Source organism: Micromonospora sp. NPDC001898, from assembly GCF_042891255.1.
GTDB lineage: Bacteria > Actinomycetota > Actinomycetes > Mycobacteriales > Micromonosporaceae > Micromonospora.
Map to the genome: position 1 here is coordinate 163,228 of NZ_JBIATC010000002.1, position 21,877 is coordinate 185,104.

17 protein-coding genes are annotated in these 21,877 nt (G+C 73.4%); 7 read left to right on the forward strand and 10 right to left on the reverse strand.

Annotated features, from left to right (window positions below):
* Positions 1-15: 15 nt before the first annotated feature.
* The gene (locus ACFYZF_RS05445) at positions 16-429 is read right to left on the reverse strand and encodes a hypothetical protein (protein WP_387016300.1); all 414 of its coding nucleotides are present in this window, start codon (positions 427-429) and stop codon (positions 16-18) included.
* 198 nt (positions 430-627) lie between these two features.
* Between ACFYZF_RS05445 and ACFYZF_RS05450 the strand changes: the two genes are divergently transcribed.
* Complete coding sequence (locus tag ACFYZF_RS05450) at positions 628-5,208, forward strand: ATP-dependent helicase (protein WP_387016302.1); 4,581 nt, start codon at positions 628-630, stop codon at positions 5,206-5,208.
* Here ACFYZF_RS05450 and ACFYZF_RS05455 read toward each other — a convergent pair.
* Complete coding sequence (locus tag ACFYZF_RS05455) at positions 5,156-5,722, reverse strand: Lrp/AsnC family transcriptional regulator (RefSeq protein WP_387016304.1); 567 nt, start codon at positions 5,720-5,722, stop codon at positions 5,156-5,158. The genes ACFYZF_RS05450 and ACFYZF_RS05455 overlap by 53 nt on opposite strands.
* A gap of 96 nt (positions 5,723-5,818) precedes the next feature.
* Here ACFYZF_RS05455 and ACFYZF_RS05460 point away from each other — a divergent pair, with 96 nt between their 5' ends.
* On the forward strand, positions 5,819-6,658 hold the full coding sequence (locus tag ACFYZF_RS05460; RefSeq protein WP_387016305.1) for an arginase family protein: 840 nt from the start codon (positions 5,819-5,821) through the stop codon (positions 6,656-6,658).
* Positions 6,659-6,776: 118 nt separating this feature from the next.
* Here the strand turns inward: ACFYZF_RS05460 and ACFYZF_RS05465 are convergent, their stop codons facing one another.
* Entirely contained in the window at positions 6,777-7,709 is a 933-nt protein-coding gene (locus ACFYZF_RS05465; RefSeq protein WP_387016307.1) for an SDR family oxidoreductase, read from the reverse strand.
* Between the two features lie 93 nt (positions 7,710-7,802).
* Between ACFYZF_RS05465 and ACFYZF_RS05470 the strand changes: the two genes are divergently transcribed.
* Positions 7,803-8,399, forward strand: a complete 597-nt coding sequence (locus ACFYZF_RS05470; protein ID WP_387016308.1) for a TetR/AcrR family transcriptional regulator — start codon at positions 7,803-7,805, stop codon at positions 8,397-8,399.
* Positions 8,400-9,202: 803 nt separating this feature from the next.
* Here the strand turns inward: ACFYZF_RS05470 and ACFYZF_RS05475 are convergent.
* Complete coding sequence (locus ACFYZF_RS05475; RefSeq protein ID WP_387016310.1) at positions 9,203-9,589, reverse strand: ATP-binding protein; 387 nt, start codon at positions 9,587-9,589, stop codon at positions 9,203-9,205.
* A gap of 215 nt (positions 9,590-9,804) precedes the next feature.
* Between ACFYZF_RS05475 and ACFYZF_RS05480 the strand changes: the two genes are divergently transcribed.
* Positions 9,805-10,170: an STAS domain-containing protein gene (locus ACFYZF_RS05480; protein WP_387016312.1), complete on the forward strand. Its 366-nt coding sequence runs from the start codon at positions 9,805-9,807 to the stop codon at positions 10,168-10,170.
* Here the strand turns inward: ACFYZF_RS05480 and ACFYZF_RS05485 are convergent, their stop codons facing one another.
* From ACFYZF_RS05485 to ACFYZF_RS05505, 5 genes are all read right to left on the reverse strand, one after another.
* Positions 10,171-11,394 (reverse strand): PP2C family protein-serine/threonine phosphatase, encoded by a 1,224-nt coding sequence (locus ACFYZF_RS05485; protein ID WP_387016314.1) that lies wholly within the window; start codon positions 11,392-11,394, stop codon positions 10,171-10,173.
* A 278-nt stretch (positions 11,395-11,672) separates the two neighbouring features.
* Entirely contained in the window at positions 11,673-12,857 is a 1,185-nt protein-coding gene (locus ACFYZF_RS05490; RefSeq protein ID WP_387017096.1) for a polysaccharide biosynthesis protein, read from the reverse strand.
* A 44-nt stretch (positions 12,858-12,901) separates the two neighbouring features.
* The gene (locus ACFYZF_RS05495; protein WP_387016316.1) at positions 12,902-13,927 is read right to left on the reverse strand and encodes an NAD-dependent epimerase/dehydratase family protein; all 1,026 of its coding nucleotides are present in this window, start codon (positions 13,925-13,927) and stop codon (positions 12,902-12,904) included.
* Between the two features lie 11 nt (positions 13,928-13,938).
* On the reverse strand, positions 13,939-14,745 hold the full coding sequence (locus ACFYZF_RS05500; protein ID WP_387016318.1) for a glycosyltransferase family 2 protein: 807 nt from the start codon (positions 14,743-14,745) through the stop codon (positions 13,939-13,941).
* Positions 14,742-15,947, reverse strand: coding sequence for a nucleotide sugar dehydrogenase (locus ACFYZF_RS05505; RefSeq protein WP_387016320.1), 1,206 nt, complete (start codon positions 15,945-15,947; stop codon positions 14,742-14,744). The genes ACFYZF_RS05500 and ACFYZF_RS05505 overlap by 4 nt, the downstream gene beginning before the upstream one ends.
* Positions 15,948-16,060: 113 nt before the next feature.
* On the opposite strand from ACFYZF_RS05505, the gene ACFYZF_RS05510 reads away from it, so the two are divergent.
* Genes ACFYZF_RS05510 through ACFYZF_RS05520 form a run of 3 tightly spaced genes read left to right on the forward strand, consistent with a single transcriptional unit; the run spans position 16,061 to position 20,559 of the window.
* A complete protein-coding gene (locus ACFYZF_RS05510; RefSeq protein ID WP_387016322.1) occupies positions 16,061-16,822 on the forward strand; it encodes an FkbM family methyltransferase in 762 nt (253 codons plus the stop codon).
* Entirely contained in the window at positions 16,819-18,750 is a 1,932-nt protein-coding gene (locus ACFYZF_RS05515; RefSeq protein ID WP_387016324.1) for a hypothetical protein, read from the forward strand. The genes ACFYZF_RS05510 and ACFYZF_RS05515 overlap by 4 nt, the downstream gene beginning before the upstream one ends.
* 3 nt (positions 18,751-18,753) lie before the next feature.
* A complete protein-coding gene (locus ACFYZF_RS05520) occupies positions 18,754-20,559 on the forward strand; it encodes a hypothetical protein (RefSeq protein WP_387016325.1) in 1,806 nt (601 codons plus the stop codon).
* Between the two features lie 55 nt (positions 20,560-20,614).
* On the opposite strand, the gene ACFYZF_RS05525 is transcribed toward ACFYZF_RS05520, so the two are convergent.
* Positions 20,615-21,796 (reverse strand): glycosyltransferase family 4 protein, encoded by a 1,182-nt coding sequence (locus ACFYZF_RS05525; protein ID WP_387016327.1) that lies wholly within the window; start codon positions 21,794-21,796, stop codon positions 20,615-20,617.
* Between the last annotated feature and the right edge of the window lie 81 nt (positions 21,797-21,877).

Genomic DNA, 21,877 nt, shown 5'->3' on the forward strand with positions numbered 1-21,877 from the left:
GCCTTTCCGAAGAGTTCACCGGTTCGCACAATCGTGCGGTCGGCGTTCGGGGCGGGTCTCGAACCGCAGGCGGGGGCCGTCCTCCAGCAGCGGGTCGCGGCGGGTCTCCACCAGCAGGTCGGGGCGGCCGAGCTGGAGCACCACCTTGTTCACCACGCGCTGGGCGGCGGCGAGGGAGCGCACGGGAAGCAGCCGCCCACGGCTTTCCCGGCGCAGGACGAAGTAGTGCACGGCGGCGCGGACCTGCCCCCGGTCGGCCGCGCTGGACTGGGTGGTCTGCCGGACTAGCTCGCGCAGACAGCTCGCGAGCCGCTCGGCCAGCTCCAGCTCGGGGCCGTGCAGGCCGGCGCGGAGTGCGGCAAGATGGCTGTCGACCTTGCGAATGAGCACGTCGGTGCCGAAACCGGCACCTGCTTCCTCGACGGCCATCCGCTCTCCTCACCCTCGCACTGCGGTGAAGTTACTTTACGTTGCGGCGCGCGAGCAAGCAGTTAAGTAAGACTTAACGGAACAAGCGCTCCTTTATCTGCACATTTCGCCGCGTCCGGGTGGCCGCCCGGACCGCTCGGGCGTGCGCCGCCTCTCCGGGCCGGCGTGGATGTCTCATCCCCGAGGCAGGATGGGGGCGTGGCGAAGGTGACGGCCGGCTTCGGCGCGGTGGAGGCGCAACGGGTTCTCGCGGGCTTCGGCCCGGCGACCCGGGAGTGGTTCACCGCGGCCTTCGCCGCGCCCACCGCCGCCCAGGTCGGTGCCTGGCGGTCCGTCGCGGCGGGCCGAAACGCCCTGGTCGTCGCGCCCACCGGCTCCGGCAAGACCCTCGCGGCGTTCCTCTGGTCGCTGGACCGGCTCGCCGGGTCACCGCCGCCGGCCGAGGCCCGGCAGCGCTGCCGGGTGCTCTACGTCAGCCCGCTCAAGGCGCTCGCCGTCGACGTCGAGCGCAACCTGCGCGCCCCCCTCGCCGGCATCCGGCAGGCCGCCACCCGGCTGGGCGTGGCCCCGCCGGAGATCACCGTCGGGATGCGCACCGGGGACACCCCCGCCGACGAGCGGCGGGCCTTCGCCCGCACCCCGCCGGACATCCTCATCACCACCCCCGAGTCGCTGTTCCTGCTGCTCACCTCCGCCGCGCGGGACTCGCTGCGCGGCGTGCAGACGGTCATCGTCGACGAGGTGCACGCGGTCGCCGGGTCCAAGCGCGGCGCGCACCTCGCGCTCTCCCTGGAACGCCTCGACGAACTGCTGCCCGCCCCCGCCCAGCGGATCGGCCTGTCCGCCACCGTCCGGCCGGTCGACGCCTGCGCCCGGTTCCTCGGCGGGGCCCGGCCGGTCGACGTGGTGCAGCCGCCCAGCGCCAAGACCATCGAGGTGAGCGTCCAGGTCCCGGTGGAGGACATGACCCGCCTCGACGAGCGGGAACAGCCCGCCGACGACCTCGGCGGCCCCGGCCCGCGCCGGGCCTCGATCTGGCCGGCCGTGGAGGAGCGGGTCTTCGCCCTCATCCGGGCGCACCGCTCGACGATCGTCTTCACCAACTCCCGGCGCAGCGCCGAGCGGCTCTGCGCCCGGCTCAACGAGCTGGCCGCCGAGGAGCTGGGCCGCGTACCCCCGGCGAGATCCCCCGCCCGGCCGCCGGCCGAGGTGATGGCCCAGTCCGGCGCGGCGGCCGGGGCGGCCCCGGTGATCGCCCGCGCCCACCACGGCAGCGTCTCCCGGGAGGAGCGCAAGCACATCGAGGAGGCGCTCAAGTCCGGGCAGCTCCCCGCCGTGGTGGCCACCTCCAGCCTGGAGTTGGGCATCGACATGGGCGCGGTCGACCTGGTGGTGCAGATCGAGGCCCCGCCCAGCGTCGCCGCCGGCCTGCAACGCGTCGGCCGGGCCGGGCACCAGGTCGGCGCGGTCTCCCGGGGCGTGGTCTTCCCGAAGCACCGGGGCGACCTGCTGTCCTGCGCGGTGGTCGCCGGGCGGATGGCCGACGGCGCGATCGAGGAGCTGCACCACCCGCGCAACCCCCTCGACGTGCTGGCCCAGCAGATCGTCGCGATGGTCGCGCTGGAGCCGTGGCGGGTCGGCGACCTGGCCGTCCTGGTCCGCCGGGCCGCGCCCTTCGCCGAGTTGCCCGACTCCGCGCTGCACGCCGTGCTGGACATGCTCTCCGGCCGGTACCCGTCGACCGCGTTCGCGGAGCTGCGGCCCCGGCTGGTCTGGGACCGGGCCGCCGACGTGCTCACCGGCCGGCCCGGCGCGCAGCGGCTCGCCGTCACCAGCGGCGGCACCATCCCCGACCGGGGCCTGTTCGGGGTCTTCCTCGCCGGCGCGGAGCGGGCCGCCCGGGTGGGCGAGCTGGACGAGGAGATGGTCTACGAGTCGCGCATCGGCGACGTGTTCCTGCTCGGCTCGTCCTCGTGGCGGATCGAGGAGATCACCCCCGACCGGGTGCTGGTGTCGCCCGCCCCCGGCCAGGCCGCGCGGATGCCGTTCTGGAAGGGCGACCAGCTCGGCCGCCCCGTGGAGCTGGGCCGGGCCATCGGCGCCCGGGTGCGCACCCTGGTGCGCCACGGCGACGAGGCGGCGGTGGCCGCGCTGCGCGCCGGTGGGCTGGACGACTGGGCCGCCGGGAACCTGATGGCGTACCTGCGGGAGCAGCAGGCCGCCACCCGGTCCCTGCCGGACGACCGGACGGTGCTGGTCGAGCGGTTCCGCGACGAGCTGGGCGACTGGCGGCTCGCCGTGCACTCGGTGCTCGGGGCCCGGGTCAACGGCCCCTGGGCGCTGGCGATCGCCCGCCGGCTGGCCGAGCGGTACGGCGTCGACGCCCAGGTCATGCCGTCGGACGACGGGATCGTGGTGCGGCTGCCCGACACCGCCGAGGAACCGCCCGGGGCCGACGTGGTGGTCTTCGAGCCCGACGAGATCACCCAGCTCGTCGAGGAGTCGGTCGGCACGTCCGCGCTGTTCGCGTCGCGGTTCCGCGAGTGCGCGGCCCGGTCGCTGCTGCTGCCCCGCCGCGACCCGCGCCGCCGGCAGCCGCTGTGGCAGCAGCGCCAGCGCGCCGCCCAGCTCCTCGACGTGGCCCGCGAGTACGCCGACTTCCCGGTCACCCTGGAGGCCGCCCGGGAGTGCCTTCAGGACGTCTTCGACCAGCCGGCGCTGGCCGGGCTGATGCGCGACCTGGCCGCCCGCAAGGTCCGCCTGGTGGAGGTGGAGACGGCCCAGCCGTCGCCGTTCGCCCGGTCGCTTCTTTTCGGGTACGTCGGCGCGTTCCTCTACGAGGGTGACGCCCCCCTCGCCGAGCGGCGGGCCGCCGCCCTGGCGCTGGACTCGGCTCTGCTCGGCGAGCTGCTCGGCCGGGTCGACCTGCGCGAGCTGCTCGACCCGGCGGTGCTCGCCGAGACCGAGCGTCAGTTGCGCTGGCGCACCGAGCAGCGCCGCCCCCGCGACGCCGAGGACGCCGTCGAGCTGCTGCGCACCCTCGGCGACCTGTCCGAGGCGGAGCTGGCCGAACGCGGCGCCCCGGTCGACTGGCTCACCGAACTGGCGGCTGCCCGCCGGGTGCTGCGGTTGCGCATCGCCGGCGAGGACCGCTGGGTGATCGTCGAGGACGCCGCCCGGCTGCGCGACGCGCTGGGCGTGGCGCTGCCGGTCGGGGTGGCCGAGGCGTACCTCGCCCCGGTGGCCGACCCGCTCGGCGACCTCGTCGCCCGGTACGCCCGCACCCACGGCCCGTTCGCCGCGGCCACCTGCGCGGCCCGGTTCGGGCTCGGGGTGTTCGTGGTGGAGCAGGCGCTGCGCCGGCTCGCCGCGACCGGGCGAGTGGTGTCCGGCGAGTTCGCCCCCGACAGCGTGGGCACCCAGTGGTGCGACGCCGAGGTGCTGCGGCTGCTGCGCCGCCGGTCCCTGGCCGCGCTGCGCCGGGAGATCGAGCCGGTGCCGCCCCGGGCCCTCGCCGCGTTCCTGCCCCGCTGGCAGCAGGTCGGGGCGTCGGCGCGGGGAATGGAGGCGCTGGCCGCCGCCGTCGAGCAGTTGCAGGGCGCGGTGGTGCCGGCGTCCGCGCTGGAACGCCTGGTGCTGCCCGGCCGGGTCGCCGACTACTCCCCCGCCCAGCTCGACGAGCTGTGCGCCAGCGGCGAGGTGGTCTGGGCCGGGGCCGGGGCGATCTCCGGCGGCGACGGCTGGGTCACCCTGGCGTACGCCGACTCCGCGCCGCTGCTGCTGCCCCCGCCCGACGACGCGTTGACCCGTACCCCGCTGCACGACGCCGTGCTGGACGCGCTCGCCGACGGGCAGGCGCTGTTCTTCCGGTCGCTGGCCGACCGGGTGGAGTCCACCGACGACGCCACGCTGACCGCCGCGCTCTGGGACCTGGTGTGGGCCGGGCACCTCACCAACGACACCCTCGCCCCGCTGCGGGCGGCGCTCGGCGGCGGCGGGGCGCACCGGTCCCGGCCGACCGCCCCGCGCACCCGGTACCGCCGCCCCGGCCGGGTCGCGCTGCCCGGCCGCACCGGCCCGCCCACCGTCGCCGGCCGCTGGTCCCGCCTGCCGGAACGGGACCTGGACCCCACCCGGCGGGCCGCCGCCCTGGCCGACGTGCTGCTGGAGCGGCACGGCGTGGTGACCCGGGGCGCGGTCGTCGCCGAACAGGTCACCGGCGGCTTCGCGGCCGTGTACCCGGTGCTGTCGGCGCTGGAGGAGCGCGGCGCGGCCCGGCGGGGGTACTTCGTGGAGGGGCTGGGCGCGGCCCAGTTCGCGGTGCCGGGGGCGGTGGAGCGGATCCGCGCCCTCGCCGACCCGGCCGGGCCTGGCCGGGGCCGGGGCGGGGCCGCCCTGGTCCTCGCCGCCACCGACCCCGCCAACCCGTACGGCGCGGCGCTGCCCTGGCCCGAGCGCGTGGTCGACTCCGGCGACGGGGCGGCCCCGGCCACCGGGCACCGGGCCGGCCGCAAGGCGGGCGCGCTGGTCGTGCTGGTCGAGGGCGACCTGCTGCTCTACGTCGAGCGCGGCGGGCGGACGATCCTCTCCTTCGCCGACGACCCGGACGCCCTCGCGGCGGCCGGCAAGGCCCTGGCCGACGCGGTGCACTCCGGCGCGCTCGGGGCGATCTCGGTGGAGCGGGCCGACGGGGAGGCGATCTCCACGTCCCCGCTGCGCGACGCGCTCACCGCCGCCGGCTTCCGGGCGACTCCCCGCGGCCTGCGCCTACGCGGCTGACCGCGCCTGCGGCGGTCGCCGCCGGACGGTCTGCTCCACCGGCTGAGCGGCCACCCGTCAGCGAGTTGAACAGCAGGCTCGTCTGCGTGTCCAGGACCCCCGCGAGTCCACGGATTCTCTCCAGTGCGAGATCCAACTCCGACAGTGAGGCGGCACGTAGCTGTAGGACCAGGTCCCAGGCCCCGATCGTGGAGAACAGCGTCTCGACCTCGGGGTAGCCCCGCACCGCCCGCACTACGTCCTGGCCACGGTTCGGTTCGAGCCTGACCATCGTGACGCCCCGGATGGCGTCCCGGTCGACGTCGTTGCTCAGCCGAACCGTGAACGCCTCGATCACCCCGGAGTCGCGGAGGCGCTCGATTCTCGTTGTCACCGTCGATCGGTTCGCACCGAGGACCCGGGCCAGGGCAGCGACCGGAGCACGGCTGTCGTGACGCAACTCTGCGATCAGTCGGTGATCGAGATCATCCAGCACGCAGTTCGCCCTCTCCCCTTGTGCAATCTGCTGGAACATGCAGCAGATTGTGCGCTACCTGGTCATTGTGTCACCGCTTCGACTGCTCCTACCGTCAGGTCGTCCCTGCCAACTCTCTGGTGAAAGCGAGAACCCGTGTCCACCTCCGACGCCTCGGGACCGGTGATCACCCACTTCGCGGCCCGCGCCGGCGACCACAATGACCACGCCATGCGGGGATCGGGCATGATCGCAGCCGAACTCGCAGTTCGCCTGGGGTCGGCGCCGGTCGTCATCGGGTCGCCCCAGCCCGCACTGTGCGCAAACTGGGACGAGGAACTGGCCCTGGCCCGACCAGCGCTCCACGCCATGTCAGCGCACTTCGACGGACTGTTCCGCGACGGCGCTCTTCCCGTCACAGCGCTGAGCCGCTGCGCGGTCGCCCTGGCCACGCTCCCGGTCGTCGCCAGGCACCGCCCGGATGCGGTGGTCGTCTGGTTCGACGCGCACGCAGACCTCAACACACCCCAGAGCACCACCACTGGCTACCTCGGAGGCCTCGCCCTCAGTGGCCCGCTCGGGATGTGGGACTCCGGTCTGGGACAGGGACTGAAGCCAGAAAACGCGATCCTCTGTGGGGCACGCGACATCGACCCGGCCGAACAGTCCTTGATCGATGACGGCGTGATCACGCTGGTCGAAGTAGGCCCCGGCCTGGCGGAGAGGTTGCGGGCCGCGATCGCCGGCCGTCCGGTCTACGTGCACATCGATTGCGACGTCCTCGAGCCCGGCACGGTGCCCACCGACTACCTCGTGCCCGGCGGCCTCACACTCAGCGATCTCAGATCCGCCGCGCTCGCCATGAGCGGGTTCGACGTCGTCGGGCTGGAAATCGGCGAGTTCGAGGCCGGGGAAGACCCCAATGGTGTCCCGATCCACCCCGGTCCGCTCCTGGACGCCCTTCAGCCGTTACTCCGTTTGGCTGCCGCCTCGTAGCAGCACCTGGTCCGGTGGCCCGGCGACGAAGGCGGCCGGGTCGGCGAGTGCGCGTTCTCGCCCACCCGGCCGGCGCAAGCCCTGTCACCGCCCCTGCCTCGATGGGCGGACCCCGCGCTCAGGAGAAGTAGTGGCCCTGATGGAGGTCGGCGATCAGCCCGGGGCCAGTAGGTTGCCATCCGAGAAGGTCACGAGTGAACTGTGCCGAGGCAGGCCCGTCGATTGACCAGAGGCCGCCGAGCCAGCCGACGTAGTCGCCAGCTTCCTCGGGGCTGACGGAGACTGCGGGAAGGTGTAAAAGCTCGGCGAGAACCTCGGCGACCACCCGGATCGGCACGCCCTCGTCGCCGACCGCGTGCAGCACGGAGCCGGCCGGCGCGGACTCGGCCGCGAGGCGGAACAGTCGCGCGGCGTCATCGCGGTGGACGGCGGGCCAGCGGTTGCCGCCGTCGCCGACGTACGCGACGGCGCCCTTCTGGCGCGCGAAGCCGATCGCGGTGGTGGTGAAGCCGTTGTCGCCCTTGCCGTGCGTGGCGGGTGGGAGCCGCACGATCGAGGAGCGGACCCCGTGGCCGGCGAGCGCAAGAGCGTGCCGGGCGTTCGCCATCCGTCCGCCGGCGCCGCTGATCGGGCCCGTGCTGCCGGCGTCCGGGGCCAGCCCGTCGCGTTCGGTGGCGACCACACCGGACGGCAGCCCGAGCACACCGAGCATGCCGGAGGCCATGACGAACGGCTTGCCGGTGCCGGCGAGGGCTTCGCCGAAGGTGTCGATCGCCGCGCGATCGGCGTCGGTGGCGCCAGCGGGGTCGCCGGCAAAGAACATGTCGTGGTCGAACGCGAGGTGGACGACGCCGTCGGAGGAGGCAGCCGCGTCGCGCAGGGCGTCGAGATCGTCGAGCGGTCCCGGGCGGACCCCGGCCCCCATCGCCCGCAGCGATTGGGCCGCCGCGTCCGAGCGGGCCAGCCCGGTGACCTGGTGGCCGGCGGCGATCAGCTCAGGGACGAGCCCCCGGCCGACCCAGCCCGACGCTCCGGTGACGAACACACGCATGAGGACCTCCCAGATCCTAGAACGATCGTACGAGGAATTAATGTAGTACGATCGTTCTAGGAACTGCAATGCGAGAGGGATCACGAGGCAGCGATGACGGGACGGCCGGTCAATCACCAGCGGCGGGCCGACCTGCTCGACGCCGCGGTCGACTACGCGATACAGCATGGGTTCGCCGAGTTGTCGTGGCGGCCGGTGGCCCGCGCCCTCGGGGTGTCGACCACGACGCTGGTGCATCACTTCGGCACCAAGGAGCAGATGCTCGAGGCCATGCTCGGGCGGTTACGGGAGCGCGCTTTCGCGGCCACGAGCGATGCGGTCGGCGACCAGCCCGACCTGGCTGCGGCCGCGCGCGCGGTCTGGACCCGCACCTCCGACCCGGGCCAGTGGGCGGAGTTCCGGCTGTTCTTCGCGGTCTACGGACGCGCTTTACAGGCGCCGCGACAGTTCGCGGAGTTCCTCGAACGCGTCGTGGCCGACTGGATGAGTGCCCTGGTCGACGCGCAAGGACCGGACACCGACGTGGCGACAGCGACGCGCACCGCCACCCTGGTGATCGCGACGATCCGCGGGCTGCTGCTCGACCTGCTGGCTACCGGCGACCAGGATCGCGTTCAGGACGCGGCCGACAGCTTCCTGGCGACCCTCGAACACGGCCCACGGCCACAGAGCAACGCACAGCCACGCTGAGCGGTCAGCATCGTCGTCCTACTCAACCCCGACCCTCCGGCGGAGCAAGCCGCCGACGTCTGGGCGAAGCTGGCCTCGAGCCAGTCCGCGACGGGCAGCCGGCGGGCAGTGCGGGACCCGGCAGACCGGGCAGTTTCCGTCCCGGCCAGGCCGGTGGTGGCGCAGGACCGTCCGGGCGTTCAGGGTGAGCCGGTTGCGAATCTGGGCCAGGGAGAGAAACGGCGCCGTCAGCGGGTCAGGCCGACCACAGCGGCCAGGTACGCCACGTCGGCCGGTGTCGGGCCGCCGCGCGCCACATCGGCGATCACCGTACGCGCCACGGCCGGCATCGGACCTCGGCCGGCGCGGTCCGGTCCGCCTCCACCAGCGCCCGGCCCGCCCGCACAACGACAGTTCCTCCAACGGGCCGTCGTGTGGCACAGCAGGCGCGATCCTGTGCGCGGCGGCGACCGTGACGGCCATCGCCAACCGGCCCCGCCCCGCCGCGCGCAGCGCCTGCCCCAACGACACCGCCGCGACCGCCCCCAGCAGCGGATCACCGGCAGCCACCGTCAACGCCCGATCGGCTGCCAGCCACGCCAGGTCCGCCTCCCCCAGTTTCACCAGCACTACGGTGCCCGACGGCCAGCCCCGGAGATCGTCTGTCGCGTACCGGCGTCCCGCCCGGCGTGTCGCGCCGGTGACCAGCAGACGATCAAGGGGCGACCCATGGCACTGTGCCGGCGGTGGTGCCGGAAACTTTCTCGACTTTGCCGAGCCCGGGGAGGGGAACCCACTGAGGATGGCGACGCTATTTTCGTACATCAATCGAGGTTTTTGGTGATGCGTAGCAGCACCTGGTCCGGTGGCCCGGCGACGAAGGCGGCCGTGTCGGCGAGTGCGGCAATCAGGGGCAGTCCACGGCCGCCGACGGTGAGCGGGGCGGGAAGCTCAGCGTCGAGTCCGGCGCCCTCGGGGGTACTGCCGCGGTTGCCGACCTTGAGCAGACACACGCCGTCGTCGATGACGATGGCGATGTCGACGGTGCTGTCGGGATCGGCGTGCATCACCGCGTTGGCGCATGCCTCGGTGATCAGCACGGCGAGGTGGCCACGACAGTCCTCGGCGGCGTCGGTGAGGCTCAGCAGGGTGGCGAGCACATGGCGGGCGCGGGTCACCGAGGACGGTTGACGCGGGAGTGACAGCGTCATGTTCACCCGCATTGCGTAGCTCCTCCCCGGCCCGAGCGTGACCCGCCGGACTGCTGCGTCACACCCTAGGCCGGGCTGCTCCGACTGCGATCAGCACTACCCGGGGGTCGCCGAGGTGAAACGGTCCGGGAGCCGCCTCGGCGTGCGCCGGCCCGGGGGAGGTTCGCCCGCTGGCGGATAGGGTAAGTGGAGATCATCGGCGTGGGGAGGTCGTTGTGAGTCTGCTGTTGTCGGTCCGGCCGGGCCAGGGTTGCACCGTGCTCGAGGTGGGCGGCGAGCTGGACATGACGACGTCCCCGCAGTTGCGCGAGGGTCTGCAACGGTTGGTTGACGCCGGTGACCGCCAGGTGGTGGTGGATCTGGCCGGGGTGGGGTTCATGGACTCCAGCGGGCTGGGCGCGCTGGTGATGATGTTCAAGGCGTTGCGTGACCTCGACGGTCGGTTGTGCCTCGCCGCGGTGCAACCCGCCGTGCACAGCGTCCTGACGGTCACGTCGGTGGATCGGGCTATCCAGGTCTATGACAGTGTGCAGGCGGCCGAAGCCGATGTGCCGTCCGTGGACGACGCGACAGGCCCGTAGTCAGTCGGGCAGCGCGGTGCTGGCCCGCGCCTGGTCGGCGCCGGCGCTGGTACGCCGGTCCTCGCTGTGCCCGTCGTGCCAGTCGAGGATGAACAGGGTGGCATCATCGGCCAGAGTCGGTCCGCTGACCTCGAGCACGGCATCGGCCAACGCCCGGACAGCCTCGCGCGGGTGCAGACCGGTGATCGACCGCAACAAGGCCGGTAGATCCAGGTTGGCGGCGCTGCGCTCCCGCATGCCATCGGTGACCACTACCAGACGGTCGCCCGGTCGCAGCGTGGCCTCACCGGCGCGGTACTCGGCCTCGGCGAACATACCCAGGGGGAAGTTGGCCGGTAGCGACAGCGTCCGGGTGTCCCCGTCGCGTACCAGCAGTGGCGGCACGTGTCCCGCGTTGAGCAGCGCGCACACCCCGGTGCGCAGGTCGAGACGGCCGAGGACCGCAGTCATGTAACTGCCGGCCACACCGGCGTGTGCGGCCACGTCGGTATTCGCGGCCTCGGCCTGCTCCACCAGACCAACCCCGCGGCGGCGGCTGTTGCGCAGGCTGCCCACGCCCAGGGTGGCCGTCAGCGCGCTGGCCACCCCGTGGCCCATCGCGTCGGTGACGCTGAAGTGCAGCACGTCCCGGGCAAGGCTGTAGTCGAAGGTGTCCCCGCCGACGCTGGCGGCGGGTTCGAGCCAACCGGACAGGGTGAACGAACTACCCTCACACGTGAACGAGCCGGGCAGCAGGCGGCGCTGGATCTCCCCGGACAGGGTGAAGGGGGTCGTGCGTTGCCCCCACTCGAAAAGGTCGGTGTACCGCCGGTTGGCAATCACCACGTACGCCAGCATGTGCGCCGTGCGGCCGATCTCCTCCAGCGCCTGCGGAGCGGGCTCGTCCGGCAGGACCATCTCGAGCAGGCCGATCGTCTCACCGCGATCGGTCACCGGCGTCAACACCGTCCACCTGTCGGGCTGCGCGACAACCTGCACCGTCTGGGTGCGTAGCGCCTGCTCGGCGGGGCCGCCGTCGAACGGCATCACCGTGGCGACCTCAGCACCGTCCCGGCGGCCCCCACCGGCATCGTCGAACGGCACGTGGGCCAACCGGACCAGCGCCCGACCACTGAGGTCCGCGATCAGGAACGCGACGCTACGTGCCCGCAGCGCCACACCGAGTTCCCGGGTGACCGCCTCGACCGCTTCGACCGGCGAGGCGTTCTCCGCCGCATCCAACATATGGGCCATGATCCGCCCTCGACTGCCTTCCACTGTCGGAGCCTACGAGACCCGGCTTGTCGTCGCCGAGCACGAGGATCGTCACAGCAACGTCGACAGCCCCAACCAGGTCCAGATCCAGGGCCTGTGGATGGGTCCGGCCCCATCATACGGTCCGCCTCCCGGCTGACGACCCGCCCGTGCGACCCGGCGAGGCGGCGCACAGGCAGGCCCCGTGCACAGCGAACGGCGAACCCCGACCACGGACAGCGGCCCGTCATCGGTGCGGAGGGCGCCGGTCACGGCACCGGCTGCGCGCCACCCCGGCGGGTCGCGAGCGCGGTGAGCGCGAGCGCCACCGCTGCCGTGCCGACCGCGCACCACAGGATCGCCGTGAAGGTGTGCGGCACCGCCCACTCGGCAACCACGATCAGGCCGACCGTCGCCGTCCACAATGGCGCCGACGGCCACCGCGCGCCCGCCGCCACCTGGGCATTCACCAGCACGAACACCAGCGCGTACAGGGCGCCGGTGGCGGCGAAGAGCGGCGCGTGGCGGCCGAGGCCGACGTAGTCGGCGCCGCCCGCCAGCCGGAACGCGAGCCCACCGGCGAGCGCCGACGCCGCCACCAGCAACGCGCCGCAGCCGGCCACCAGCCCGGCGGCGATCATCAGTGCCCGCCGGTTGCCCCGCGCCAGGCGCGGGAGCGCCAGCACCGTGACCACCTGGGGCGCCCACAGCGCCCCCTTGGTGAGCACGGCCCCGACCGCGTACCCGCCCGAGGCGTCCGCCGGCAGCAGGTGCCGGACCAGGATCAGGTCGGCGTACGAGACGACGAGCATCGCGAGCGTCGCCGAGCAGGCGGTGAAGACCTGACGGGCGGTGATGCCGTTCCCGCCCGACGCGTCGACCCGCGACCGGGTCAGGTGGGCCAGGACCGGCGGGATCAGCAGCGCGACGGCCGTACCCGCCAGGACCGACCCGGTCAGGCCGGCACCGAGCAGCAGGCCGGCGATCAGGCCGGCGTACCGGCCGACGGCCAGCACCGCCATGCCGAGTGCCAGGCGCAGGAAGCGCTCGTCACCTTGCAGCTCGCCCAGCCACCTGCCGGCCACCACGACGGCGCCGGTGTAGACCGCGAGCAGCAGCGGCACGGCCGGCGGAAGGTCCAACAGCGCGCTCAGGACCGGCGTCAGGACGACCATGGCGCCGGCACAGACGGCCGCGGTCAGCCAGCCGATCCGGCCGCTCGCCGCGCCGCGCGTGCGGGCCCGGTGGATCGCGACCGCGATCTGCAGGCCCACCCCGGGAACGCCGGCGATCGCCGCGATCGCCAGGACGGTGGCCAGCGCGCCCAGGTCACCGGGGCCGAACTGCCGGGCACCGAGGACGGGTACGAGGTAGCCGAGGCCGTTGGTCAGCGCGCCCGCCACGGCCACCGCCGCCCCGGACACGCCGATCCGCCGCCGGGCGGACGTCGTCATGGTCACGGCAGCAGCCGCCGGAGGGGAGGGTGGCTCGACGCGGTTCAGAGGCGACCGTCGTGCACGGCCCGGGTCACCCACGGGATCACCTCGTCGAGCATGGCGTCGAGGCCGGTCGTCGCGGTGAAGCCGAGCACCTCGCGGGCCTTGGCGACGTCGGGCACCCGCTTGGTCACGTCGTGCTCGAACGGCTCGTCGCTGACGTACCGGAACGGCACGTCCGGGCCCTTGATCTTGCGCCAGATCAGCTCGGCCAGCTCCAGCACGGTGGTCGAATCGGCGGTCGAGAGGTTGAAGTCCTCGTTGCGCGCCGCCTCGTGCTCGATGGCCACCGCGATCCCGCGCGCCAGGTCGCCGCCGTAGGTGTAGTGGCGCACCTGCTCGCCGGTGCCGAGGATGTGCAGCGGGTCCTGCCCCTTGACGATCTTCTGTACCAGGTCGGGGACCACATGCGACATCGCCAGCTTGACGTTGCCGGAGAGCACCTCCGCCTCGCCGAGCGCGCGCCCCTCGCCGACACCGACGCAGTTGAACGGTCGCACGATCGTGTACGGCAGCTTGTACTGGTCCCAGGCCGCCCGCGCGTAGTACTCGACCGCCAGCTTCTGGAAGCCGTACGAGGACAGCGGCGGCGGGATCCGCCGCTCGTCGCCCTCCCGGCTCGGCCAGCGGTCGGTCGACTCGTACACCATCGACGACGAGATGTAGGTGACCTTGCGCAGCCGGCCGGCCCGGTGCGCCGCGATCGCCGCGTCACAGGACGCCGCCATGATCCGCTCGTTGGTGGCGAGGAGGTCGTACGCGTACGCGTGGAAGTAGGAGATCCCGCCGATCATCGCGGCGCCGGCGACGAAGTGGTCGCAGCCGGCGAGCAGGTCGGTGAGGAGCGCGGCGTCGCGGGCGTCGCCCTCGACGAACCGGTAGCGGGGATGATCGTCGTAGCTGTGCGCCACGGGGCCGTACTTCGAGAGGTTGTCGAGCCCGACCACCTCGTGCCCGCGGCCGAGCAGCTCCTCCACCAGGTAGCCGCCGATGAACCCCGCCGAGCCGGTGACCAACACCGTCGCCATCCGTGCCTCCTCTACCGCGCCACGTCGCCGGCTGCCACGTCGTCAGCCGCCACAGCCGGCGCGGGTGCGGCCGGCGCCGGGCGCCGGGCCTCCCACCGCGCGGCGAGCTGCTGCGCGGTCAGCCGCCGACCGAACGCGAAAAAATACCAGCGCAGATAGCTGGGCAGGAACCGCCCCACGTCGAAGTGCGACTCGCCGAGCTGCCGGTCCAGCCAGATCGTCGGGATCTCGGCGACCGGACGGCGCAGCCGGGTCGCCTTCGCGGTCAGCTCGATGCCGATCTCGAACCCGGTCCGGGACTCGATGCCGACCTCGCGGACGAAGTCGGTGTCGTACGCCTTGAAGCTGTTGGTCGCGTCGCGGGTGCCGACCCTCGCCAGCAGCCACAGGGTGCGCCCGGCCCACCGGGAGGCCATCCGCTTGAATCGCGGCCCGCCGACCTGCTGCCCACCGGGCATGTAGCGGGACGCGGCGGCGACCACCACGCCACGGTCGACGAGCCGGGCCAGGTCGTCGATCTGCCGTGGGTCGTCACAGCCGTCGGCCATCGTCACCACGGCGACCGGTGCCCGCGCCGCGTCGATGCCGAACCGGATCGCGTTGGCCGGCCCGGGCCCGTACGTGTTGAGCACCGGGCGGACCCGCGGATCGCGGCGGGCGACCTCCCGGGCGTACGGGACGGTGGTGTCCTCCGGCATGTCGTGCACGATGAGCACCTCGGCCGGCAGCAGCACCTCACACAGGATGCGGTCGAGGCAGCGGACGACGTCCGCGCCCTCGTTGTAGACCGGGATGACCACCGTGACCCGGGGCGTCATACCCGTACACCCCGCCCGGTCAGGCCCCACATGTCGATCAGCGGCTGGTCGGTGTCGAGGTCGGCGTAGTCGGCGTGCGGCGCGGCGATCACCAGCAGGTCGGCACGCCGGAGCACCTCGTCGAGCGGGACGAGCCGGTCGTCGACCACGTACGGGTCGGTGCACAGGGTCTCCCCCGCCTTGAGCGTCAGGATCTTGCGCAGCTTGTACGCCAGGCTGCTGCGGGAGTCGTCGCTGCCGCCCTTGAACGCCATGCCCAGGATGCCGACGGTCATCGTGGCGAGGTCGAACCGGTCCTCCAGCCGGGAGACCAGGTACAGCGGCAGGCCCTCATTGATCAACATCGCCGAGTGGCCGAGCACGAAGTTGTTCCGGTTGAACGCGGCCAGCTGCATGGTGTCCTTGAGCAGGCACGGCCCGGCGGCGAACCCGGGCATCGGCAGGTCGGCCGCGCGCGGGTAGTCGAACGCGACGGCGTGCCGGATGCGGGCGAAATCGAGGCCGAAGTCGTTGGCCATCATCCAGAACTGGTTGGCGGTCGCGAACTTCACGTACCGCCAGGTGTTGGTGAACAGCTTCGCGAGCTCGGCCTCCTCCGGCTCCAACGGGACGATCGAGTCGGTGAGCCGGCGGAAGAGCAGCTCCGCCCGTTCCCTGGCCTGCGGCGTCCGGGCCGCGACGATCTGCGGCAGGGCGAACAGCTCGGTCATCGCCCGGCCCTCGGCGATCCGCTCCGGGCAGAACGCCACGTCGACCGTGAGGCCCCTGCTCGCCAGCAGCTTCTCGGTCAGCGCCGTCACGCCCGGGTAGACCGTGCTGCGCAGGACCACCAGTTGCCCGTCGTGCAGGTGCTCGGCGCAGCGTTCCAGCGCCCGGGGCACCGCGCCGAGGTCGGGGTTGAGGTGTTCGTCGACCGGGGTGCCGACGACCACGACCAGGGTGTCGGCCAGACCGACGCTCGTCGCCTCGGTGCTCGCGCGCAACCGGCCGGCGGCCAGCGCTTCCGTCAGCAGCTCCGCGGCGCCCTCCTCGGCGAAGGGCAGCACACCGGAGTTGACCCGGTCGACCGCGGCGGCGTCGATGTCGTACAGCACGACGCTCAGGCCGCGGGAGGCCAGCGCGATGCCCAGCGGCAGGCCGACCCGGCCGCAGCCGCCCACGACGCAGACGTCGACCGTCGCCGCACCGTCCGCCTGTGTCATCGCCGCATCCTTCCGCCGGCCCGGCACGGAAATCGCCTGCCGGCCAGTGCAGGTTACTGGCGAGGAAACCTCGGGTCTACCCATCCGTAGGTAAGGGACTAAGGTTCCACACCATGGCCAGCACGCTGTCCACGGAACTGAGCTCGCGGTTCGCCGCCAGGCTCCCGCCCCGCGCCGTCGGGGCCGCCGTTCGGCTCGCCTATCCGCGGGTCGAACCGGAACTCGCCCGGCTGCCCTCCTACGCTCCGCGCGGCGGCACCGCTGTGGACATCGGCGCCTGGTACGGGCCCTGGACCCGCGGCCTGCGGCGGCTGGCCGACCGGGTCGTGGCGGTGGAGCCGGCCGCCGAGCTGGCGCGGTGCGTGGCCGCCGCCTACCCGGACGTGCGGGTCGTCGAGGCGGTGGCCTCCGACCGGCCGGGTAAGGCGGAGCTGTTCGTGCCCGCCGGTGGTCCCGGTATCGGCACCTCGTCCGTGGAGGGGGGCGACGGCCCGTCAGTCACCGTCGACCGGATCACAGTGGACGGTCTCGGGCTCACCGACGTGCGGTTCGTCAAGCTCGACGTCGAGGGCCACGAGCTGCCGGCGCTACGCGGCGCCGAGCGCACCATCCGGCGGGACGGACCGCTTCTGCTCATCGAGCTCGAAGAGCGGATCCAGCCGATCGACCCGGTGCTCACGCTGCTCGACGGGTGGGGCTACCGGCCGCACGTCATGCCGAACGACCGCTGGGAGCCGCTGGCCGGCTTCGACCTGGTCGCGCACCAGCGGGCAGCGGTCGGCCGGGTGGCGCAGAGCTTCGCCCGACGGGTCGTCGACCCACGGCCGCGTTACGTCAACATGGTCCTGTTCCGTCGCGAGGAGCCGCCCCGATGACCGAGCCGGGGGCCCCGGCCACGCCCGACACCACGGCCGCACCCGACACCACGGCCGCACCCGACACCACGGCCACGCCCAACACCACGGCCGCCAGGCGGGTCGACCCGATCCACATCGCCGCCGTCGTGCTGATCACCGCGAGCGTGTTCTGGCGGGCGTCGATCACCACACGCGGGTTCCTCACCGCCGACGACTTCCCGATCATCGCCCAGGCCGACGCCGGCGGCTTGGCGCCGGGGCACCTGTTCGCGCTCTACAACAACCACCTCATGCCGGCCGCCCGGCTGCTCACCTGGGTCACCCACCGGCTGACCGAGTACGAGTACTGGCCGTACGCCGCGCTCATGGTGATCGGTCAGGTGGCCGTCAGCGTCGCCTTCTACCGGCTGCTGCGCCTCTTGCTCCCGGCGGGCTGGGCGTTGCTGGTGCCGCTGTGCCTGTTCGTGTTCAACCCGCTGACGCTGGAGGTCAGCGCGTGGTGGGCGGTGGGGATCAACCTGCTGCCGATGCAGTTGGCCATGATCGTGGCCATCGGGGCCCAGGTGCGTTACATCCGTACCCGCCGGCGCCGCCACCTGGTCGCGCTCGGCGCGTCGGTCGTCGTCGCCCTGCTCTTCTTCGAGAAGGCGCTGCTGGTGGTCGCGGCGGTCTTCCTGTTGACCCTCTGCCTCTACGCGCCGGGCGGGCCGCTGCGGGCGGTGCCGACCACGATCCGCCGCTGGTGGCCCGCCTGGCTGGTGCTCACCGGGATCTCCGTGGTGTACCTGGCCGGCTACCTGTCGATGTCGGCGTCCGCGCTACGCGCGCCGATCTCGGCGGGCGAGGTCGGCGCCTTCCTCCAGCAGTTCTACGGGCAGTCCCTCCCCGCCGGCCTGGTGGGCGGCCCGTGGACCTGGCTCGACGCCTCGGACGGCCCCGCCGTCGCCGCCCCGGTCCCGGCCGCACAGTGGGTCTCGTGGGCGATCGTGGCGGCGTTCGTTGCAGGTACGGTGTGGCTGCGCCGCACGGTGGCCGTCCGGGCGTGGATCCTGCTGGCGCTCTACTCCGGGCTGGCGGCCGGGCTGATCGGCGCCACCCGGCTCGGCTCCGGGTTCAGCGGCGTGGCCGGCCTGGTGCCGCGCTACTTCGGCGACGTGCTGCTCGTCGCGGCCCTCTGCGCCGGCGTGGCGCTCTGCGGCCTGCGCCGGGTCGAATCCGCCGACGCCATGGAGCCCGCCAGCGCCGCCGAACCGGCCAGCGCCGCCGAACCCGCGCCGATCCGCAACCACCCCCAGCCGTTCGCCACCGCGCTCGCCGTCGGCCTGGTCCTGCTGATCGCCAGCAGCGTCTACAGCGGCGTCGACTTCGGCACCGACTGGCGGTCCAAGGCCAGTCGCGACTACCTGAACACGGCCCGCGCCGGCCTGGCCACCGCCGAGCCGGGAACGGTGTTCATGGACCAGCCGGTGCCCGAGATCGTGGTGCCCGGGTTGTCCCACCCGTGGAACATGCAGTCGCGATTCTTCGCGCCGCTCGACGACGGACCGACCTTCGTGACCAGGGCCCGCAAGCTGTGGGTCTTCGACGACTCCGGCCACGTCCGCCCGGCCTGGGTCAAGGGCGTCAAGGCGGCGCCCGGGCCGGCGCCGGGCTGCGGCTACCAGGTCGCGGGTGGCCGGACGGCCCGGATCCCGCTCCGGGGGACGGTCGTCGACTACTGGCAGGTGGTGCGGATCGGGTACCTCAGCGACCGGGACACCACCGCCACGTTCCGGCTCGGCGGCGGCGAGGTGGTGCCGTTCGACGTGCACCGCGGGCTCAACGCGATGTTCCTGCTCGTGCCCGGTGGCGGCGACGAGGTCCAGCTCGCGGTGGACGACCCGGCGGCCACCCTCTGCACCGACGAGATCGAGATCGGCGCGCTGGTGCCACAGCCGGTCGGGTAGCCGGTGCGCCACCGGCTGATCCCGCGCGCCGCGCCGCATGCCGTCGCGGCGGCGATCACCGCCGTGGTGCTCGCCCCGCTGGTCCTGCCCGGTTACGTGCTGCGCTACGACATGGTCTTCGTGCCCCGTCAGCCGCTGAACTGGGAGATGGTCGCGCCGGCCGACGCGCTGCCTCGCGCCGTGCCGCTGGACGCGCTGGTGTCGGTCACCAACCTCGTCGCGCCGGGCTGGTTGGTGCAACGGATCGCGCTGGTCGCGATCGTCTACCTGGCGGCGCTCGGCATGGCCCGGCTGGTGCCGACCGGACGGACGCTGACCCGGGTGGCCGGCGCGTTCGCCTATGCCTGGACGCCGTATCTCGCCGAGCGGCTGCTGCTCGGGCAGTGGGGCCTCCTGCTGGCGTACGCGGCCCTGCCCTGGCTGGTCGCCGCGGTGCGGGACGTGCGCACCGGCCGGCCCGGCGGGCTGGCCCGCCTGGTGCTGGCGGCGGCGCCGGCCGCGGTGACCCCGACCGGCGGCGTGATCGCGCTGTGCACCGTGGCCGTGTTGCTCCCCGGTGGCTTCGCGGGCTGGCGCCGGGCGACCGCCGCCGCCCTCGGCGCGGTCACCGCGATCAACGCGCCCTGGCTGGTCGCGGCCGCGACGAGTGCCGCCGGCGGCCGATCGGACCCGGAGGGCGTCGCCGCGTTCGCCGCGCGGGCCGAGAACTGGGGCGGCGCGTGGACCGCGCTGGCCGGCACCGGCGGCATCTGGAACGCACAGACCGTTCCCGGCAGCCGGTCCTCGCCGCTCGTGCCGGTCACGACGCTGGTGCTGCTCGCGGTGGCCGTGGTGGGTGTGCGGGAACTGCGCCGGCGGTGGCCGGGCGGGGCCGGGCGGCTGGGGCTGCTCGCGGCCGGCGCGTTCCTGGTCGCCGCAGCGGGCACCGCGCCCGGCGCGCCGGTCCTGGAACGGCTCGTCGGCACGGTTCCGGGCGCCGGGCTGTTACGCGACGGCCAGAAGTTCCTGATCCCGTACGCGGTCCTGCTGGCGCTGGGGGTGGCCCTCGGTGCCGAGGTGCTCGCCGGCAGGTTGGCGCGCCGCCTCGACGCCGGAGCAGGCCGGGTCGTCCTGGCCGCCGCCGCGCTGCTGCCGGTGGTGATCCTGCCCGACCTGGCCTTCGGCGCCGCCGGGCAGCTCCGGCCGGTGCGCTACCCGGCCGACTGGGACGCGGTGGCGGCACGGGTCGCCGCCACGCCCGGCGAGGTGCTCTCGCTGCCGTTCGAGGGCTACCAGCGTTACGGCTGGACCCAGGACACTGTGGTGCGTGACCCCGCGCCGCGCTACCTGGACGCGCCGGTGCTGATGAACGACGCGCTGCGGGTCGGCGACGTGACGGTCGACGGCGAGAACCCACGGGCGGCGCGGGTCCGTGCCGTTCTCGACGCGGACGGCCCGCTCGCCGGACTGGGGGTCCGGTGGGTGCTGGTCCGGCGCGAACCCGGCGTCGAGCCGCCCGCGACGGCCCTCGCCGGACTGCGTCCGGTCTTCGCCGGTCCGCACCTCGAGCTGTGGGAGAACCCGGCCGCCGTACCGCCGCCACCCGCCGGCCGGCGGTGGCCCGCGGCCGCCGCGCACCTGGTCGCCGCAACGATCGTGGTGCTCGCCCTCCTGGCTCTGCTGCTCGGACGACAAAGATCGTGGTATATTCCGCGCACTCACGAACCCGGGGAGGTAGAGCTATGGCCAAGCTGGCCACGTTCGCCGTCGCTGCTGTCCTCGGCGCGGCGCTCGGCGTCATCGGCCTCGTCGCAACGGTCGGAGCGGTGAGTCCCTCGGCCGACCACGTCGCCGAGGAGACCACCACCGACTCTGTCACCAAGGTCTACGGCAACCGCTGATCCACTAGCTGCGGCGTGGTCGCCGGCAACTGTCCGGCGACCACGTCGGCGAATGCCGCCCCCGACACCGACCAGGTGAAGCGCCGCGCATAGGCCGCGGCAGCCGTGCCCATCTCCGCGCGCCGGTCCGCGTCCACCAGCAACGCCCGGACCGCCTGGAAGAACTGGAACTCGTCGTCGACCAGCATGCCCGTCTGCCCGTCGGCCATCGCCTCGGCGACCCCACCGGCGGCGCGGAACGCGACGGACGGGGTGCCCCGGGCACCGGCCTCCACGATGGTCAGCCCCCAGCCCTCCTTGAGCGACGGCACCAACGACACCCACGAGCGGCACAGCAACTCGTGCTTGCGCTCCTCCGGGATGAACCCGGTGAACCGGACGCGGTCGGCGATGTCGAGGTCGGCGGCGAGCCGCCGCAGCGGCTCGTCCCACCAGCCCTGGCCGGCCACCACCAGTTCGAGCTCCGGCAGCTCCGTGGCGAGCAGGGCGGTGGCACGCAGCGCCAACTCCACCCGCTTGTGCGGGACGAGCCGGCCGAGCACCACCAGGCTCGGGTGGGCGGTACGTGGCGCCGGCGGGCCGACGACGGCCGGCGTTCCGTTGTGGATGACCGCGATGCGGCCCGGGTCGACGCCGAGCCCCGCGAGCTCCGTGCGCGTCGACTCGGACACCGTGACGTACCGGCAGGTCCGGTAGACCCGGACCGCCAGCCGCGACTCGATCCACCAGCCGATCCGGGCCATCCACGGGCCGAAGACCACCGGCCACTGCTCACGGTGCACGTGGTGGACCAGCGCGATGACCGGGCGGCGGGCGTAGACCCGGCTGAGGAACGGCATGCCGTTGCACACGTCGACGATCACGTCCGGCCGGCCGAGCCACCGACGGGCCAGCGGACCGACGCCGAAGGCACCCGCCAGGTAGACCAGGGCCGCGTACAGGTAGACCGTGTGCCGGCCGCCGCGGCGCAGGATGCGGAACCCGTCGGGCATCGTCTCCAGGGCGGGGCCGTCGGCGTGCGCCTGGCAGAACAGGGTCACCCGGTAACCGCGCGCGACCAACTCGGCTGCGACCCGTTCGAGGAAGACCTCCGAACCGCCGCCCTCCGGATGCCGCGTGTCCCGCCAACTGAGGAAGAGGACATGAGGACCAGAGGTTTGGGTCATGGCCTACTCATCCACCCCTACTTGCGAGTACGGTTCGCGGTTGCGTCACACTAGGGCGCTCTGCAGAGTTTCCGCAACGGT

What these genes read in the sequence shown, in the direction of transcription:
- ACFYZF_RS05445 (WP_387016300.1), bottom strand. Translation starts at nt 429, where the DNA reads ATGGCCGTCGAGGAAGCAGGTGCCGGTTTCGGCACCGACGTGCTCATT.
- ACFYZF_RS05455 (WP_387016304.1), bottom strand. Translation starts at nt 5,722, where the DNA reads ATGTTCCAGCAGATTGCACAAGGGGAGAGGGCGAACTGCGTGCTGGAT.
- ACFYZF_RS05465 (WP_387016307.1), bottom strand. Translation starts at nt 7,709, where the DNA reads ATGCGTGTGTTCGTCACCGGAGCGTCGGGCTGGGTCGGCCGGGGGCTC.
- ACFYZF_RS05470 (WP_387016308.1), top strand. Translation starts at nt 7,803, where the DNA reads ATGACGGGACGGCCGGTCAATCACCAGCGGCGGGCCGACCTGCTCGAC.
- ACFYZF_RS05475 (WP_387016310.1), bottom strand. Translation starts at nt 9,589, where the DNA reads ATGACGCTGTCACTCCCGCGTCAACCGTCCTCGGTGACCCGCGCCCGC.
- ACFYZF_RS05485 (WP_387016314.1), bottom strand. Translation starts at nt 11,394, where the DNA reads ATGTTGGATGCGGCGGAGAACGCCTCGCCGGTCGAAGCGGTCGAGGCG.
- ACFYZF_RS05490 (WP_387017096.1), bottom strand. Translation starts at nt 12,857, where the DNA reads ATGACGACGTCCGCCCGGCGGCGGATCGGCGTGTCCGGGGCGGCGGTG.
- ACFYZF_RS05495 (WP_387016316.1), bottom strand. Translation starts at nt 13,927, where the DNA reads ATGGCGACGGTGTTGGTCACCGGCTCGGCGGGGTTCATCGGCGGCTAC.
- ACFYZF_RS05500 (WP_387016318.1), bottom strand. Translation starts at nt 14,745, where the DNA reads ATGACGCCCCGGGTCACGGTGGTCATCCCGGTCTACAACGAGGGCGCG.
- ACFYZF_RS05505 (WP_387016320.1), bottom strand. Translation starts at nt 15,947, where the DNA reads ATGACACAGGCGGACGGTGCGGCGACGGTCGACGTCTGCGTCGTGGGC.
- ACFYZF_RS05510 (WP_387016322.1), top strand. Translation starts at nt 16,061, where the DNA reads ATGGCCAGCACGCTGTCCACGGAACTGAGCTCGCGGTTCGCCGCCAGG.
- ACFYZF_RS05515 (WP_387016324.1), top strand. Translation starts at nt 16,819, where the DNA reads ATGACCGAGCCGGGGGCCCCGGCCACGCCCGACACCACGGCCGCACCC.
- ACFYZF_RS05525 (WP_387016327.1), bottom strand. Translation starts at nt 21,796, where the DNA reads ATGACCCAAACCTCTGGTCCTCATGTCCTCTTCCTCAGTTGGCGGGAC.